Source organism: Bacillus sp. A015, from assembly GCF_053851875.1.
In genome coordinates, this window is sequence record NZ_JBSPZB010000004.1 from 95,152 (window position 1) to 111,652 (window position 16,501).

20 protein-coding genes are annotated in these 16,501 nt (G+C 39.9%); 8 read left to right on the forward strand and 12 right to left on the reverse strand.

From position 1 onward, the window contains the following. Nucleotides 1-42 precede the first annotated feature (42 nt). Nucleotides 43-252 carry a hypothetical protein gene (locus tag ACSLGF_RS05000; protein ID WP_456003064.1) on the reverse strand — a complete coding sequence of 70 codons (210 nt, stop codon included), beginning with the start codon at nt 250-252 and terminating at the stop codon, nt 43-45. Nucleotides 253-473: 221 nt separating this feature from the next. Here ACSLGF_RS05000 and ACSLGF_RS05005 point away from each other — a divergent pair, with 221 nt between their 5' ends. The 7 genes from ACSLGF_RS05005 to mnhG are packed head-to-tail and all read left to right on the forward strand — an operon-like array spanning nt 474 to nt 6,244. Beyond that, the gene (locus ACSLGF_RS05005; protein WP_456003066.1) at nt 474-2,879 is read left to right on the forward strand and encodes a Na+/H+ antiporter subunit A; all 2,406 of its coding nucleotides are present in this window, start codon (nt 474-476) and stop codon (nt 2,877-2,879) included. Further along, a complete protein-coding gene (locus ACSLGF_RS05010; RefSeq protein WP_099727092.1) occupies nt 2,876-3,307 on the forward strand; it encodes a Na(+)/H(+) antiporter subunit B in 432 nt (143 codons plus the stop codon). Before ACSLGF_RS05005 ends, ACSLGF_RS05010 begins: the two co-directional genes overlap by 4 nt. Continuing rightward, entirely contained in the window at nt 3,307-3,648 is a 342-nt protein-coding gene (locus tag ACSLGF_RS05015) for a Na(+)/H(+) antiporter subunit C (protein ID WP_099727091.1), read from the forward strand. Before ACSLGF_RS05010 ends, ACSLGF_RS05015 begins: the two co-directional genes overlap by 1 nt. Beyond that, entirely contained in the window at nt 3,641-5,119 is a 1,479-nt protein-coding gene (locus ACSLGF_RS05020; protein WP_456003068.1) for a Na+/H+ antiporter subunit D, read from the forward strand. The genes ACSLGF_RS05015 and ACSLGF_RS05020 overlap by 8 nt, the downstream gene beginning before the upstream one ends. Before the next feature lie 6 nt (nt 5,120-5,125). After that, nucleotides 5,126-5,605, forward strand: a complete 480-nt coding sequence (locus tag ACSLGF_RS05025; RefSeq protein ID WP_456003070.1) for a Na+/H+ antiporter subunit E — start codon at nt 5,126-5,128, stop codon at nt 5,603-5,605. Then, nucleotides 5,602-5,886, forward strand: a complete 285-nt coding sequence (locus tag ACSLGF_RS05030) for a Na(+)/H(+) antiporter subunit F1 (RefSeq protein ID WP_099727088.1) — start codon at nt 5,602-5,604, stop codon at nt 5,884-5,886. Before ACSLGF_RS05025 ends, ACSLGF_RS05030 begins: the two co-directional genes overlap by 4 nt. Continuing rightward, complete coding sequence (mnhG, locus tag ACSLGF_RS05035; RefSeq protein ID WP_099727087.1) at nt 5,870-6,244, forward strand: monovalent cation/H(+) antiporter subunit G; 375 nt, start codon at nt 5,870-5,872, stop codon at nt 6,242-6,244. Before ACSLGF_RS05030 ends, mnhG begins: the two co-directional genes overlap by 17 nt. A 244-nt stretch (nt 6,245-6,488) precedes the next feature. On the opposite strand, the gene ACSLGF_RS05040 is transcribed toward mnhG, so the two are convergent. The 6 genes from ACSLGF_RS05040 to degQ all read right to left on the reverse strand — a co-directional run bounded on the left by ACSLGF_RS05040 (nt 6,489) and on the right by degQ (nt 11,310). After that, nucleotides 6,489-6,878, reverse strand: coding sequence for a hotdog fold thioesterase (locus tag ACSLGF_RS05040; RefSeq protein WP_230030808.1), 390 nt, complete (start codon nt 6,876-6,878; stop codon nt 6,489-6,491). 23 nt (nt 6,879-6,901) lie between these two features. Continuing rightward, entirely contained in the window at nt 6,902-7,543 is a 642-nt protein-coding gene (locus tag ACSLGF_RS05045) for a response regulator transcription factor (RefSeq protein WP_095409464.1), read from the reverse strand. Between the two features lie 80 nt (nt 7,544-7,623). After that, nucleotides 7,624-9,930, reverse strand: coding sequence for an ATP-binding protein (locus tag ACSLGF_RS05050; protein ID WP_456003072.1), 2,307 nt, complete (start codon nt 9,928-9,930; stop codon nt 7,624-7,626). Nucleotides 9,931-9,943: 13 nt separating this feature from the next. After that, nucleotides 9,944-10,117, reverse strand: a complete 174-nt coding sequence (comX, locus tag ACSLGF_RS05055; RefSeq protein WP_456003074.1) for a competence pheromone ComX — start codon at nt 10,115-10,117, stop codon at nt 9,944-9,946. After that, a complete protein-coding gene (locus tag ACSLGF_RS05060) occupies nt 10,095-11,018 on the reverse strand; it encodes a polyprenyl synthetase family protein (protein ID WP_456003076.1) in 924 nt (307 codons plus the stop codon). The genes comX and ACSLGF_RS05060 overlap by 23 nt, the downstream gene beginning before the upstream one ends. Nucleotides 11,019-11,169: 151 nt before the next feature. After that, the gene (gene degQ / locus ACSLGF_RS05065; RefSeq protein ID WP_003213123.1) at nt 11,170-11,310 is read right to left on the reverse strand and encodes a degradation enzyme regulation protein DegQ; all 141 of its coding nucleotides are present in this window, start codon (nt 11,308-11,310) and stop codon (nt 11,170-11,172) included. A gap of 547 nt (nt 11,311-11,857) precedes the next feature. On the opposite strand from degQ, the gene ACSLGF_RS05070 reads away from it, so the two are divergent. Continuing rightward, a complete protein-coding gene (locus tag ACSLGF_RS05070; protein WP_456003078.1) occupies nt 11,858-12,169 on the forward strand; it encodes an inner spore coat protein in 312 nt (103 codons plus the stop codon). A 128-nt stretch (nt 12,170-12,297) separates the two neighbouring features. On the opposite strand, the gene ACSLGF_RS05075 is transcribed toward ACSLGF_RS05070, so the two are convergent. The 5 genes from ACSLGF_RS05075 to ACSLGF_RS05095 all read right to left on the reverse strand — a co-directional run bounded on the left by ACSLGF_RS05075 (nt 12,298) and on the right by ACSLGF_RS05095 (nt 16,446). After that, the gene (locus ACSLGF_RS05075; RefSeq protein WP_456003273.1) at nt 12,298-13,524 is read right to left on the reverse strand and encodes an EAL and HDOD domain-containing protein; all 1,227 of its coding nucleotides are present in this window, start codon (nt 13,522-13,524) and stop codon (nt 12,298-12,300) included. Nucleotides 13,525-13,663: 139 nt separating this feature from the next. Further along, nucleotides 13,664-15,133 carry a nicotinate phosphoribosyltransferase gene (locus ACSLGF_RS05080; RefSeq protein ID WP_456003080.1) on the reverse strand — a complete coding sequence of 490 codons (1,470 nt, stop codon included), beginning with the start codon at nt 15,131-15,133 and terminating at the stop codon, nt 13,664-13,666. 17 nt (nt 15,134-15,150) lie between these two features. Beyond that, entirely contained in the window at nt 15,151-15,702 is a 552-nt protein-coding gene (locus ACSLGF_RS05085) for a cysteine hydrolase family protein (RefSeq protein WP_034317140.1), read from the reverse strand. A gap of 60 nt (nt 15,703-15,762) precedes the next feature. After that, nucleotides 15,763-16,170, reverse strand: a complete 408-nt coding sequence (locus ACSLGF_RS05090; RefSeq protein WP_456003082.1) for a YueI family protein — start codon at nt 16,168-16,170, stop codon at nt 15,763-15,765. 27 nt (nt 16,171-16,197) lie between these two features. Beyond that, nucleotides 16,198-16,446 (reverse strand): YueH family protein, encoded by a 249-nt coding sequence (locus ACSLGF_RS05095; protein WP_456003084.1) that lies wholly within the window; start codon nt 16,444-16,446, stop codon nt 16,198-16,200. Nucleotides 16,447-16,501 lie beyond the last annotated feature (55 nt).

A 16,501-nucleotide genomic window follows, 5' to 3' on the forward strand; every position in this document is an offset into this window, starting at 1 on the left:
ATGGGCACATGCTTTTTTTATATTTCTTTTCTTCTATAAGACTTATTCATCAGCTAATACAATTCGTAAATATTCTCGAGGCTGAAAAGGATACTGTTTGGCCTCTTGGTAGGTCATATAGAGAAGGTGCTCAGAAAATAGCGGCCATTCACTCCCAGCCTGCCACCTTTTTTGATCATTTCGGTCAATCAAGAATGCTCCTCCTAAAATCGTGCAGAATATGCTTAAGCTGATGCCCGCTTTTAGTTTCATGTAATCAGCTCCTTTAAGAAAAGCATGTACGAAAAACAAAACAATATACAACAAGTTTCATTTTTGATAAAATATTTTTTGTGGTCAAAAGAACTCAAAATATGAATGCAGTTTGCTGTAAATCAGTTCAAACCAATGCACTATCTCTGTATTTACGCTATAATTTTATTTACCAGTTCTTTAGAACGTGAATTTATATTGATCGAAGGAGGTTTATTTTCTTGCAGCTTATTCATTTCGCCATCCTATCACCTTTTTTGCTTGCGTTTGTTGTGCCCTTTCTTTTTAAATACGTCAGGCGTATACATACAGGATGGTTTGTTCTTATCCTGCCTATTCTTTTATTTATCTATTTTGTCCAAATGATCAATATCACATCAAATGGACGAACGTTGTTCTCACAGGCCGAATGGATTCCTTCGCTCGGAATGAATTTCACTGTATATATAGACGGTCTTAGTTTGTTATTTGCGTTATTAATTACAGGTATTGGCGCACTTGTCGTCTTGTACAGTATTTTCTACTTGTCAAAAGAAAAAGAACAAATCGGCTCTTTCTATACGTATTTGTTAATGTTTATGACCGCTATGCTTGGTGTCGTTCTCTCTGACAACATGGTGGTTCTTTACTTGTTTTGGGAGCTAACGAGTATCTCTTCCTTCCTTTTGATTGGGTATTGGTATAAGCGGGAACGCTCTCGTTACGGAGCGACAAAATCACTGATTATTACTGTTTTTGGTGGATTGGCGATGCTTGGCGGCTTCATCCTTATTTATCTAATCACTGATTCATTCAGTATCCGTGAAGCAATTAATCAGCTTCAGCTCATTATGGCATCGCCTTATTTTATCCCTGCTATGATCCTGATCTTGCTAGGTGCCTTTACGAAATCAGCGCAGTTCCCATTCTATATTTGGCTGCCTGATGCCATGGAAGCACCAACTCCAGTGAGCAGTTATTTGCATTCTGCCACAATGGTAAAAGCCGGCATTTATCTTGTTGCCCGCTTCAGTCCCATCTTTGCTGTGTCAGAGGTGTGGTTTTGGACCATATCAATTGTTGGACTTGTCACATTATTCTGGGGATCATTTCACGCCGTCCGGCAAAACGATTTAAAAGCCATTCTGGCCTTTTCTACCGTTAGTCAGCTTGGCATGATTATGCTCATGCTTGGAGTAGGCGCAGCTGCGATTCATGAAAACAATCCTGCCTTTTTTGGTGCAGCCGTTCTTGCTGCTATTTTTCATCTCATTAACCATGCTACCTTTAAAGGCAGTCTCTTTATGGCAGCTGGTATTATTGATCATGAAACAGGCACACGTGACATTCGTAAATTAGGCGGATTAATGACCATCATGCCTATTACATTTACAATTACATTGATTGGTACATTCTCAATGGCTGGACTTCCGCCATTTAATGGATTCTTGAGTAAAGAGCTATTTTTCACAAGCATGATACGGATCTCTGACATCAGCTTTAGCGATGTTTCCACATGGGGTGCTATCTTCCCAGCAATCGCTTGGCTCGCTAGTGTGTTTACGTTCATTTACAGTATGATGCTCCTTTTTAAAACATTTAGAGGCCGCCTACAACTGGATAAATTAGAAAAAAAACCGCATGAGGCACCGATTGGTATGCTCATCCCGCCAATTATTCTTGCTGCCCTTGTGGTCACCTTCTTCTTTTTCCCTAATATTCTTGCCTATTCTGTCATCGAACCCGCTATTGCTGCGATTATTCCTGAAGCAATTGAACCAGGAAAACGTTTTGTCGTGAAAATTGGAGCGTGGCATGGATTTCAGCCAGAGCTTTATATGACAATAGGTGTTATTGCTCTAGGGATTATCGGATATTTGACGTTGTCAAAATGGCGTCCAATGTACAACATATTTAAAGAAAAATGGTCATTTAACTCTTTATATGATCGTTCGCTGACAGGCTTAGAAAAAGGCTCATATCGCCTGACAAACAGCTATATGACAGGTTTCCTTCGTGACTACCTTGTCTATGTGTTTGGTTTCATGATAATCGTGCTTGGCAGCGTGATGTTCTATCAACAAGCCTTCTCATTTCAAACGGAGCAAGCAGCCCCAATCGGCACGTACGAGGCCATCCTTTCACTTGTGATGGTGGCGGCAACCCTCACGACTGTGTTTGCCCGGTCTCGCTTAACGGCCATTATTGGGCTAGGTGTCATGGGATACACGCTGTCATTATTCTTCGTGATTTTCAGAGCACCTGACCTTGCGCTCACACAGCTGATTATTGAAACGATTTCTGTCGCGCTGTTTTTACTTTGCTTCTATCATCTGCCACAGCTGAGCTTGAAGCAAAAAACGAGAAGGTTCAAATTGACCAATTTGATCATTTCATTAGGCGTTGGAGTTGTTGTCACCTGTCTTGCTTTCGCTTCAACAAGTCAGCAGTCACTTGACACCATTTCATCCTACTTTATTGAAAATAGCTACAAGCTTGCTGGCGGCGACAACATTGTTAATGTCATTCTTGTAGATTTCAGGGGCTTTGATACACTCTTTGAAATTACCGTGCTCGCCATTGCGGCACTCGGTATTTATGGGTTATTAAAAGCTCAAGGAAAACGGAAGAGAGGCGTGCGGCGATGAGAAAGATTGATACGAATGATATGCTCTTACAAGTCACAACAAAAATCACAGCATTCATCATCTTGCTTTTCTCACTTCACCTATTTCTTGCGGGGCATAACAATCCTGGCGGGGGATTCATTGGCGGCCTGATGAGTGCTGGGGCTGTCGTCCTTCTGCTTTTAGCCTATGACCTGAAAACAGTGAGACGCATTCTGCCGTTTAACTTTATTTATGTTGCAGCGACTGGGCTGCTCGTTGCGATCCTGACAGGAATGGGATCATTTCTATTCGGTGCACCTTTTCTATCCCATACTTTTGGTTATTTCCAATTACCGTTTCTTGGGAAAACAGAACTGGCAACGGCCGTACTGTTTGATATCGGTGTATATTTAGTTGTTGTTGGTGTCACCATGACCATTATTCAAACGATTGGAGAGAAGGAATAATGGAATTTCTAATGTCTATTATCGTCGGAATTATTTTTATGGCGGCGACCTATTTATTGCTTTCAAAAAGCCTTCTGCGGGTCATCGTCGGTACGGCCGTTTTGAGTCACGGCGTCCATTTGCTTCTATTAACAATGGGCGGCTTGAAAAAAGGAGCACCTCCTATTTTAAAAGAGGGGCTCACATCCTATGTAGATCCATTGCCACAAGCATTAATTTTAACAGCCATTGTCATTGCTTTTGGTGTGACATCCTTTTTGCTCGTCATGGCCTTCCGTGCCTTCCAAGAGCTGCGAACAGATGACATGGATCAAATGAGAGGAAATGATCAGCATGAATAATCTCGTGATCCTGCCTATTTTGATTCCATTACTATCCGCGACACTATTGATTTTTATGAATAAGAACATCATGCTGTCGAGAGGCTTTAGTGTCTTTGCCTCTCTTTCAGCCATTATCTGTAATCTCTATTTGGTTCAAACGATTTTCACAAGCGGCATCCAAACACTTTATTTGGGCGGCTGGAAAGCCCCATTTGGGATTGCCCTTGTTGCCGACCAGTTTGCTGCACTCCTTGTGCTGACCGCTTCCGTTGTTGGACTTGTCACAGTTCTCTTCTCCTTTCAAACAATTGGGAAAGAAAGAGAGCGGCTGTTCTATTACTCTGGCGTGCAGTTCTTATTAGCTGGCGTCAGTGGTGCCTTTTTAACGGGAGATATTTTCAACCTGTTTGTATTCTTTGAATTACTGCTGATGGCATCTTACATGCTCATTGTGTTAGGCGGATCAAAGCCTCAGCTTCGTGAATCATTGAAATATATTGTATTTAATATCATCTCGTCGGCATTATTTATTGTCGGTGTGGCTTGTTTATATGCAGTCACTGGTACACTGAATATGGCTGATTTAAGTGTGAAAATAGCTGAATCGGGGCAAACAGGGTTAATTACCGTCATTTCCATTCTGTTCCTGATTGTATTTGGCTTAAAAGCTGGGGTCTTCCCGCTTTATTTCTGGCTGCCAGGATCGTATCATGCACCGCCAGCAGCGATTTCGGCTTTGTTTGGCGCACTGCTGACAAAGGTCGGCTTATATGCGATTGCCAGAGTCTTTACGTTAATTTTTATACATGATACAGGGTTTACACATACACTCATGGCTTGGCTTGCCGCACTAACGGTCATATTCGGTGTCATTGGGTCTATCGCCTATTCTGATGTGCAAAAGATCGTGATTTATAACATTGTCACAGCTGTTGGGGTCATTTTGTTTGGGATTGCAGCCAATACACCTGCATCACTCCAAGGCGCCATTTATTATCTCATTCACGATATGGTGATCAAAGGCGCATTATTTATGCTGGCAGGTGCACTGTTTGTGTATGCTGGTTCCAATAATCTGAAAAAAATGGGCGGGCTGATTCAATCCCAGCCTCTCCTCGGCTGGATGTTCTTCATATCGGCTTTATCCCTTGCAGGTATTCCGCCGCTTAGTGGATTTGTTGGCAAGCTAAAAATTGTTGAAGGTGGATTTTCTGCTGGACACATGACATTTTCTATCCTTGTCTTACTGTCCAGTCTTCTTGTCCTCTATTCTATTATGAGGATTTTCACGCTCGCATTTTGGGGCGAGGAACAGGATTTACCAAGAAGAAAACCGTCGATTAAAGGAATGGTGTACCCTGGAGTACTGCTTGTTGTCTTATCGCTTGCGATTGGGTTAGGGACAGAGTTCATTGCCCCTTATATCAATCAAGCTGCGGAAATGCTTTCAACACCAGAAAAATATATTCAAGCTGTGCTGAAGGAGTAGATAAACATGGCCTTTCAAATATTATTAAACGCTCTCCTCGCCTTTACCTGGATGTTTATGAATGATACATACACAGCCTCAGGCTTTGTATCAGGCTTTGTACTAGGGATGGTCGCCATTTTTATACTGCGGCGATTCTTCCCGCAACGTTTTTATGGCTATGCACTCTATGCCATTTTCAAGCTCGTTGTCATTTTCATTCGAGAGCTGCTTCTTGCCAATTTAAGCGTACTCAAGACGATATTATCACCGAAGCTTCAAATCAAGCCGGGAATTTTCGCCTTTCGTACAGACTTAAAACGTGATTGGGAAATTACTGTGCTTGCCAATTTAATCACATTGACACCAGGCACACTGGTCGTAGATATATCGGATGATCGATCGATTTTATACATTCATGCGATGGATATTGAAGATGCTGAAAAAGCCATTCATGACATCCGTGTATCATTTGAAAAAGCCATTCAGGAGGTGAGCAGTAAATAATGGAACTCATATTACAAATTTCACTTGGCATTCTCGCGCTATCTACCCTGCTTTTTGTCATCAGGGTCATCAAAGGGCCTTCCATTCCTGACCGTGTGAGTGCACTTGATGCGGTGGGAATCAATTTAATTGGGATGACAGCCATTGTTTCAATATTACTGAAGACGACAACGTTCTTTGAAATTATTTTACTGCTCGGTATTCTTGCTTTTATTGGCACTGTCGCTTTTTCTAAATTCCTTGAGAAAGGGGAAGTGATTGAAAATGATCGTCATCGCTAAAGCCATTGTGATCTTTTTTATCCTGCTTGGCGCGATCCTGTGTCTCATCTCAGCTATTGGTTTACTTCGCTTACCAGATGTTTACACACGTATGCATGCTGCATCAAAAGCATCGACACTTGGTGTTGTCCTCATTTTAGTTGGTGTGTTCTTTCACGAATGGTTTCTTGCAGGCATTATCTCTGCGAAAATCCTGCTTGGGATTGTTTTTATCTTCCTGACAGCACCAGTCGGCGCTCATTTGATCGGAAGAGCCGCCTACAATACTGGAGTCAAGATGGACAAACGCAGTGTACAAGATGATTATGGCGGTTTTCGTAACTTTGTGATTAAGCGGAAAGAAGATTCTTATTTATAATAGACGCTGTGATTCCTTTTATGGATGACCGAATAAATGAAGGACCTAACATGTTAGGTCCTTTCATTTTTCAGCAATATCATTCATATCTCCTTAAAATGTCTAGATAACAGCATTCCAAGATAGTCGTCGTTTTGCATTGATTGACATTCAAGTGATAAAAAAAGTAGGTTGCATCCAGTTCCACGTTTAAATATCAATCTTATCGAGATTAAAAAAAAGCTTCCGCTGCACCGGGAGCTTTTTATATGCGATCAATGACAGCAAGTGTGCATCTTGACGTACAGACGTGCCGGTTTCGATCATCTTTTATATCGATTTGGAATACCATTGTACGCCGTCCTACATGTACAGGAACAGCTGTCGCTGTCACCACTCCATCACGTACAGATTTTAAATGATTGGCATTGATTTCAATACCTGAGCAAACCTGCTGAGTTAAGTCTAAATGAGCAGCAGCCCCCAAGCTCGCCACCGTTTCTGCTAGAGCAGCAGATGCTCCTCCGTGCAGTAAGCCAAATGGCTGTTTTGTTCGGTGATCAACCGGCATTGTTGCAATGCATCGTGACTCATTGCACTCGACAATCTCAATCCCCAGTGCCTCAAGCAGTGTATTTGATCCACTCACATCCATCAAGGCCCTCTCCCTTCACTCGTTTACAGCACACTTTCAGATTTTGCAATTAACACCGCTTCTGTTCGAGATCCAACATTCAGCTTATTAAAGATGGAGGTCAAGCTGTATTCAATCGAGCGTTTGCTCAAATGAAGCACATCGGCAATCTCTTGGTTCGTGTACCCTTTTTCCACTTCTCTGAGGATTAGACACTCTCGCTCTGTTAACAGATCGTGATCGGTCTGCTGCGCTTGTTCTGGCTTTTCTTGCTGCTGTGAAATTAATTTCTTTAAATAGGATAGCTGAATGACAACTTCTCCTTGCAATGTGCGGTGTATGTATTCAATAATTTTGTCTTTTGTCTCTGTTTTACTAATTGCACCATGCAATCCAGCCCGAATGGCCTCTTCAAAATAATCATCTACTTCATACCCTGTATAAATGATAATTTTCACTTGTTGATTCGTTTCTAAAATTTGTTTCGCAATGTCCATTCCATTGATATCCCCGAGATTTAAGTCCATCAAGATCACATCATAGATGGAAAAGTCATGCGTCTTTAAAAAGGCGGCTTCTGCATCAGGACTTAAACAATCGACTGATAGCTGCTGATCTGATTCTAATATGCTTTTTGTCCCTTCCATGACAGCCGGATGATCATCAATGACCAATATCTTCTTCATGTCTTCCTCCCTTTAAATCACTCACTTCCATTTTATATAAAAGACTTGGCAGATGCCAAGTCTTAATCCTTAATAAATCGTTACAATTCCATTTCAATTTTTATCTTGAGCCCTTTTTCTGGGGCTGTATGAATTTGAAGCTTTCCATTTAACGCCTTGACTCGTTCCCTTATTCCAGATAGCCCCATGCTCATTGTGTGCTGATCAAGCTGGCTTGCGTCAAAACCTACTCCGTCGTCCTCGTAGTGGAGAACAACCTGATCTTTAATACAAATCAGCATCACTAAGATTTGGTTGGCCTTAGAGTGTTTCAACGCATTGGATAACAACTCCTGAACAATCCGATAAATATTGAGCTGGGAGTCAATATCAATGTCCAGCTCTTTATCAAAGCGTGTTGTATTCAGCCTGATATGAAACGGTGCTTCCTCCTGAATTTGAGAAGTCAGCTTCGATATCGCCTTCACTAAACCTAAATCATAAAGCAGCTGCGGCCGAAGTTCATGACATGTTTCTCTCGTGGTTTGAATCACCTTAGACATTTGTTCATTCCATGAGATGAGTGAATTTTCAATAGATGTTGGGCATTGGTCGTTTTGGAAATTCGTTAAAAACATCTCTGACTGCCTTTTCAGCGAAATTAAATCCTGCAGCACGGAATCATGAAGATCCCTCGCTAAATCTGAGCGCTGCTTTTCTTCCATCGCAAACATGATCTTCTTCAGCCACGCAGGATTGGCTTCACGCTGTTTCAAATCGTCAAGATGCTCCATCAATTCTTCGATCTTGATAACATTTTCTAAACTGACACTTGTGTAAAATGCCAATGTTTTCAGCCAAGAAATCTCATCACGCGTCAGCTTCGGTGTCTTTAAATTTGATAAACAGCAAATCACAAACGAGTGACCGCCCCGCTCACCAATTTTCATCATAAACCCTTTATCAAGCCCGATGATTTTCCCTATTTCACCTAAAATATCTTGAAATTGATCCACATACTCTTTCCATAGCTTGCTGTCATCTGTCGATTCATCAATCTCTTCAATTTGCCCATCTGCCTTCACCTCAAGCACAAAGGCTTTATTCACAACAAGCACTTCTAAAATGGTGTATTTTAAATGATATAACACTTGATGAAGTGAGGACGCCTCACGAATGAGCTGCGTGAATTTAAATATGCTGTCCTGATAATTATGCTTCTCTGAAAAACGCTTCAAACGAAAGCGGAAATCAATGATTTCTTTAAAATAGAAGACGGTGAGCATAAGAATGTACGTGATTATCGTAAATTTCACTGTATAAAAATTTGCACTTGGCTTTTGAATGAAATCAAATATAATAACCACTAGTATCGTTGGTGTAATCGCTAAAAAACCGTAGTATTTAATCCTCCCCATAAAGAAATCAACGTTATACAGCTTATTTGACATAAATTGATAGACTAAGAAAAAAGGAATTAAAAGAACAAACGATGCAACAACATAAGGTGAAATAAAATATTTACCCAAAAAATAAGGAATGATAAAAAATAGCATAAATGGACTGAATGATGAGATTAAAATGAGTGCAAATGCTCGAAGTACATTGCTGACTTCATTGTCTTTCAATTTCTTAGCAGCCCTTATTGTGATAATAATCGAAATGAAAGCCAGAACAAAAAATGAAAGTAAATTGACATATGCTAATAGATTAATTGGTCCTGCTTTATTTTTATAGAATATATCTAATAAGATGCTAGTAACTGGAACTAGATACAAACAAAAAAGAACTCGACGATGAATAATCTCTGTTCCTAATTCTTTTAAATATTGATACATAAAGTGCATATATAGTGGAGGTACACTATTCATTGTAGCGATTACGAGAACGCGACTAATCGCCTCCCCTTTTCCAGAACCACCAGAACTTACATATCCTACAGAAACAGCCAAGAGAAATAAGGCTAGAATATATGCAGACTCTTTTTTATTTGCTTTATTAATTTTTAAGATCATAAATATACAAAATAGACAGATTGAATAAAGAATGACTGGTATTAGATAAATAAACAGATTTTCTTGGCTTAATAACCTTACATTCTCTAATGCAATTTCATCACCATGTCTATCAACGACTAAACTTTTAACATTCGCTAAAAAACCTCTTCTAACTTCTTCAACTGGTTTTTTATTCCCGTTCACTTCAAGTATGATATCGCCTTTTCTAACGCCAGCAAGATAGCTGTCTGTAAAATTATCGACATCCACTACCTCAAGTTGGCCGTGACTATTTACCTTAACAGCTGCTCCAACAAAAATATTAAATACGTTGATATAAGAGATATAAATCACATAGATGAAGCTAAGAATAACTAATATAACTGTTAACTTAGAGTAAAACTTTCTCATAATATTTATCTACTCAGCCAGCAGTTTTCCATATGATTGATCTAATGGCGTCTTCTTTTTGGAATCCATCAACGATAATACTAGCAGTTACTTGATCAACGTGAAGCAATGATGCGTTCCCATTAACGATTTGATTAAATGCCGAAGGATTTTCCACTAGATAACTAACCAATTTTTGAATGTTCATCTTCTCCATCTCCAATTAAAAAGAGTATAAGCTTTTTCTTTTTAGAAGCCTCTAAATGTAGTTTCTTGAATGATTCTTTAAACTTATTTCTGAGAAGGTTTCTCATAATAAATACATATTGTTGAACACCAGATTTTTTTAATTTATCCTTTAATTCTTCAGAACCGAAGCTTTTATCCATTGATTGAAAATAACTGAGCAAGTCTGAACTGGATGGATTAAATTCATTTTTTAAATATACTAGCGGTAATGTTTGCATTCTTTTAAAATCAGTATTATCTTTATTAAAAAGACCTAAATAGTCATTTTCAAGCTGTTCTGCCATTCCTAGATAATAAGCATACTCTTCTACTTTCTTCTCAAAAGAACCTGTCGCCAAAATAACCCCCAGTACACAGGGTAATACAAACAGTGATCCTGCCTTTAACTTCATGATATTTAAACAATCCTGCTCATTCTCCGGCTCCAGTGTCATATCCATATGCTGCCCTTGCATTGACTGAATGGAATAGGAATATACACTGTTTAACAGCTCTGTTGCATGGTCAAGCTTTGAAAAGACTTCAAAACTTAATGTAAAAAGAACATTCGCCGCATTAATCGCAATCCCGCTCTGACGCTTCATCCAAGGATACGAATCATTGTCCTGATCTTCAATATCATCTAATATATCGGCTGATAATATGAGAAGTTCAATCCCTGCTGCCAGTTTTGTAATCGCTTGCTTGTCTTTTCCGCCAAATGCCTCATAATGCTGATAAGCCAATTGCCCAAAAGGAAATTCATTCTTTATATCTGTAAATTCATGAAGCAGCTTTTGTAAATCATTCTGCCTGACTGCATGTTGAATAAAATCAGACATATTCTGCTTGATTTTTGTATTCTCTAGATAGTTTAGCATACTCGGTCTTGTACCTCACCCTCTCGCCTCTTATTTTACTAAAAAGAAAGAAGCAAATGTCCACTGACATCACTATTTAACAATTATATAATAATATATCCTTTTTTTGTATGTATTTGGATAAAAAAAAGACTTGATGATTATCAAGTCTTTAAGAAATTTTCACATATTCATATTTGTCGTATTGATCAATGCTTTTGTTAATGTTATGAAGAGAAGCCGTTGTTTCTCTAATTTCGTTTTCAAGTTTCCACAATAATTGTTTAAGTTCTTCGATTTCATACTTTTCCATCGATTCCACTCTCCTTTTTTGGAAGATCAATGTATTTGTGTATGGTGATTGGGTCATAAGTATTTGATCTGTTATTAACAGTGTAAATGCTATTGAGTATTTTTTCACCGAAAAGTATGCACAAAACGTGTGCGTGATACCGCAAAATTCAATAGGTCTTTTTTCATCATTTTCTGACTTTTCAAATCATACTTTTATCTCAATTTCAAAGGAATTGCGTCATTTTTGCGACAAGAATAGGCATCATTCGTCACACTTCTCTCACAACAGAACATACGATCCCTTTCATATCCTCGGTTTTACGTGTCATAGGTCAGACGACAGACTCTACTGTGGACACCGCAATTTTTTGGCGACATTCACCGAAATTGACCGCAAAAGTACCTATTTTTATGATGAATTTCCAAAGATAGAAAGATCATTTTGATTCTTTATTCTGATTTTCTACATACATTTAGAACAGATATCCGTCCAATTTCACTTCAATGAGAGAAGAGGTGACCATGTGTTTTACTATGTTCCTTATCCTACTTTGCAGGTTCCCGCAATGAGCAGCGCATACCCGCGCACGCCTATGACCTTTCCTCCAGTGGATGCCCACCCGTTTCAAAGATCCGCAAAGGAATCAGCCCGGCTTGTGGCTGACGCTTCACTTATTACACAGCAGATTTCCAGCTCGCTTTCATTTGCCAAGCGAATGATGGAGGCTGCTGAACGCGCTGATACGACAAGTGTCATCCGAATGCTGAAGCAAATCGGTGTGAAAAGCAATATTGATATCCGCTTTAGTCCAGAAGGCATTCGCATCTACTTGTCTATGACTTCGAGCAGGCTTTTTCTGCTTTTACAGTGGGGATAACAAAGAAAAGCCGCTCTGACGTGAAGTGAGCGGCTTCTTTTTAGCGTGATTTGAAAACCCTTGAAGTCTAGGAAGGATGAGCACCGGAGCGCAGACCTGCAGGCGAATGCGAGGGTTTGTCTATACGCTTAAGATTCAAACATTTTATGACACCATTCAATGGCTTCTATATAACAGCCGTAGGCTTCTTGCTTAGGGAGATTCCCATCCAACATCTCATCATCCCATTCATTTCGTTCAATACGTTTGGCAACGTCTAACACAAAAGAATAATCATTTTCATAGCCAAGTAGTGCCTCGCCAACTTCATCAGAAAGCGGCAGCTCTTTCACAAGTTCTGTAATGTCTGCCCTGACAAGCGTATCAATGAGTGAAAACATGCCTGTCAGCATATAAGAGGCTGGATGCTCTCGTTCAGTATGATTGGCAATGAGTTCACACGTTTTCGCACGAATGAATGACATTTTGATAATTTCTTTTTGGCTTGAGTTGGCTTGGACATTCAGTTCTTTAAAAGAAAGAATAAAGATCCAGCGCCGAATTTCATTAAAACCAAGCAGGATAATCGCCTGCCGGATACTCTTAATTTGATAAAGACGTCTCATGCCGCCAGAATTCAGCATTTTTAATAATTGGTATGATAGCGAAAGGTCACTCTCAATAAAATGTGTCACTGTCTGGATATTCGGTTGTTCTTTGCTTAGCTCATTTAAAAGCTGGTGATACGCATGGAAGCTGGTCGATAATGCTCGTCCTGATATTACGTGCGGCTCACTAAAGAAATACCCTTGAAACAGATGAAAACCAGCTTCTAGCGCTTCTTCATATTCTTTTCGCGTTTCCACCTTTTCTGCAAGGAATCGAAGTCGATACTTTTTATATGTATTCAGAATATCTCTTCGCTCTTCCGATGTTGTCTTCAGAAAATCAATTTTTAAAATATCAATGCAATAGAGGAGTTCGTCAAGCAACCTATCACTAAAATGTCTTCCGTTAAGAAAGAAATCATCGAGTGCAATCGTATATCCCCATTTTTTTAATTGCTTACATCTCATAATAAGTGCTTGGGTAATCGGTACATTTTCTAATATCTCGATCACAAGCTGATGCGGATCAAAATAGGTGAGCAGATCAGACGAAAGCAAGCTTTCGGTGAAATTAATGTAGCACCGTTTTCCTTCTGTGAGTGTTTCGATGCCAATGTTTAAAAAACTGTTAATAATGAGGTCCGTTGTCGCTTGATCACCATCTTCAGCGCTATATGTATTGGTTTCACTATCTCTATAAAGCAGCTCATATGATACGACTTGTTCTTTTCTGTTAAAAATAGGCTGTCTCGCAACAAACACCCTCAACTGCTCCATTCCTCCTTTATGCAATGACAAACAAGATGTGCTTTCAGTATACCAAATGATTGCCCAAATGGTTCATTTTGAGCCGGTCAAAATAAAAAAAAGAGACCATCCGGCTTGATGATCTCCTTTTCTTCCACACTTAGCTTTCATAAAGCTCTTTTTTGATTTTATTTTTTACATCATGGATAAATTGCATCTTATTATCCCAGCATTTTTGACTCAAATCGACTGGATATTCTTCTGGTTTGCTGATTCGTTTGTACTCCTCCCAGAAGAGTCCGAGACTGTCCTGCACATAGGCTTGAATCGTTTGAATATCCGGATTATCATACACAAGTTTTCCTTGTTCGAAGATTGGGACGTGAAGATCCTTTGCCACAAAGTTTGTCACAAATTTGCTGATAAATGTATGCACAGGATGGAACATTTTCAGCTTATCTTCACTTTGAACATCTTCCTCTTCAAGAGCAATGTAGTCGCCCTCCGAGTGATGATTCAATTGATTGATAATGCGGTACACACGTTTACGGCCTGGTGTTGTCACTTTCTCTGGGTTGGATGAAATTTTGATGGTGTCATTCATCTTGCCGTTCTCTTCAATCGACACAAGTTTATACACAGCACCGAGGGCTGGCTGATCAAATGCTGTGATCAGTTTTGTCCCAACACCCCATACATCAATTTTTGCGCCCTGTGCTTTTAAATTCATAATGGTGTGTTCATCAAGATCGCTTGATGCAATGATTTTTGCGTCATGAAATCCTGCTTCATCCAGCATCGTTCTAGCTTTTTTAGACAAGTATGCAAGGTCTCCGCTATCAAGTCTGACACCAATGAAGTTGATTTTGTCTCCGAATTCTTTCGCAACCTTAATCGCATTCGGAATGCCAGATCTGACGGTATCATACGTATCGACTAAAAAGACACAGTCTGTATGGGTTTCAGCGTATTTTTTAAATGCCGTATACTCGTCGCGATAGGCTTGTACAAGCGCGTGAGCATGTGTTCCTGATACTGGGATATTGAAGCGTTTCCCTGCACGAACATTACTTGTAGCCTGGAATCCGCCGATCAGTGCCGCTCTTGCTCCCCACATGGCTGCATCCATTTCATGCGCACGTCTTGTTCCGAATTCTAATGCTGTCTCATCTTCAATGATTCCCTTAATCCGAGCCGCCTTTGTTGCGATCAGCGTCTGGAAATTCACAATATTGAGCAGTGCCGTTTCGATGAGCTGCGCTTCAACTAGCGCTGCTTCGATGCGCATAATTGGTTCATTCGCAAAGACAATTTCGCCTTCTCGCATTGAATGAAGTGTACCTGTAAAGGACAACCCGCTTAAGTATTCAATGAAATCGCTTTTATAACCGAGTTCATCTTTTAAATACGCAAGATCGCTTTCGGTGAAGGAGAAGTCCGATAAATATTCAACCGCTTTCTCTAAACCAGCAAATACAGCGAAGCCATTGTCAAATGGAAGCTTTCTAAAGAAGAGTTCAAAGACTGCCTTCTTTTCATGAATGCCGTCTCTCCAATACGTTTCTGCCATGTTAATTTGATAAAGATCTGTATGTAGTGATAAACTGTCGTCAATAAACCGATGCTCCAACTTCCATTCTCCTTCCCTTACTTAACCACTTTCGCCCCAAGCGTCTGCTCAAAGTGAGAAAGTGCCCACTCGTGCCCCGCTTCATTAAAACTCGCCACGGCATTCTGATGAATCACAAGCTCAAAGCCTTTATTGTACGCATCCACAGCTGTATGAAGTACACAAATATCGGTACACACTCCGGCTAAATGAAGCTCAGTGATGCCACGCTCGCGCAGTTTCATTTCTAATTGAGTGCCTGCAAAAGCAGAGTATCTTGTTTTTTCCATATAGTAGACATGCTTTAAATGTTTTGACGTGTGAAATAGTGAACTTAGTTTTCCATAAAGTTCAATTCCCTCTGTCCCGCGAATATTATGGGGTGGAAATAACTTTGTCTCTGGATGATAAGGGTCCTCTTCTTCATGATGATCGACCGCAAAGACAACAAAGTGTCCTTCATCAATAAACGAAGAAGTGATCTCTGTGATCTTAGGTTCAATCGCCTGTCCAGGCTTTCCACATGTCAGTTTTCCATCGTCTGCAACAAAATCAACTGTATAATCAATACAAATCAATGCTTTGCCCATCCGCATCTCTCCCATATGCTCTTTTGAATCATTATAGCCTATTCATTTCACTAGGGAAACCTATTCAACAGATTCACGAGAAAAAGCGTTTTGAAACAGCTCATCTTCTATATAGATGTGCTCTTGATTGATCGCACTTGGCACCTCTATGACAAGGCCAAAAGGCGAGTGTGCTTCGTGATGATTCACCACTTTAAAAGAGCATCCATTGGCATTTGCCATTTTGACATATTGAGAATAAGAAGCATAAGACAATTCACCATTTAAAAGAACAATGGCTTGTCGATTGGCCTTTAATACTTGTTCTACCTCTTGATACGGTTTATTTCTTAATACCTGTCCCTTTGTCAAGGCGAGAAGCGCTCGTTCCCTTAATGAACCGAGAAACATTCTTCGTTCATCGGGTTTTGTTTCAGCATGTCCAAATATCCCTTGCTGCAAATAAAAGTCTACGGATTCTTCTTTCATCGCTGTTTTCACTCCTGGTTTCTGAATTTACATTTCTGTGACCCAGTGCACAATCTTTAGTGCGAGCTCACGGGCTTCGTCTGTTTCTACTCTTTCCATTAAGGATTGTTCAAGTGATTGTTCAAGCTGCGCTTTTTCGTCCTCATACGCAATGGAAATACTCCATTCAATATCAGGTACGGCGACAAGTGTTTTATATTCTTTTTTATTTTCATGTAAATATACATTGTAGGCCTTTGGCTGCCCGCTTGTGATGTGTGCTTTTCTTATTTTCATTTGACTCTTTTCACACCTCTTTTTCTTCTTACATCCATATCCATTGTACCATAAA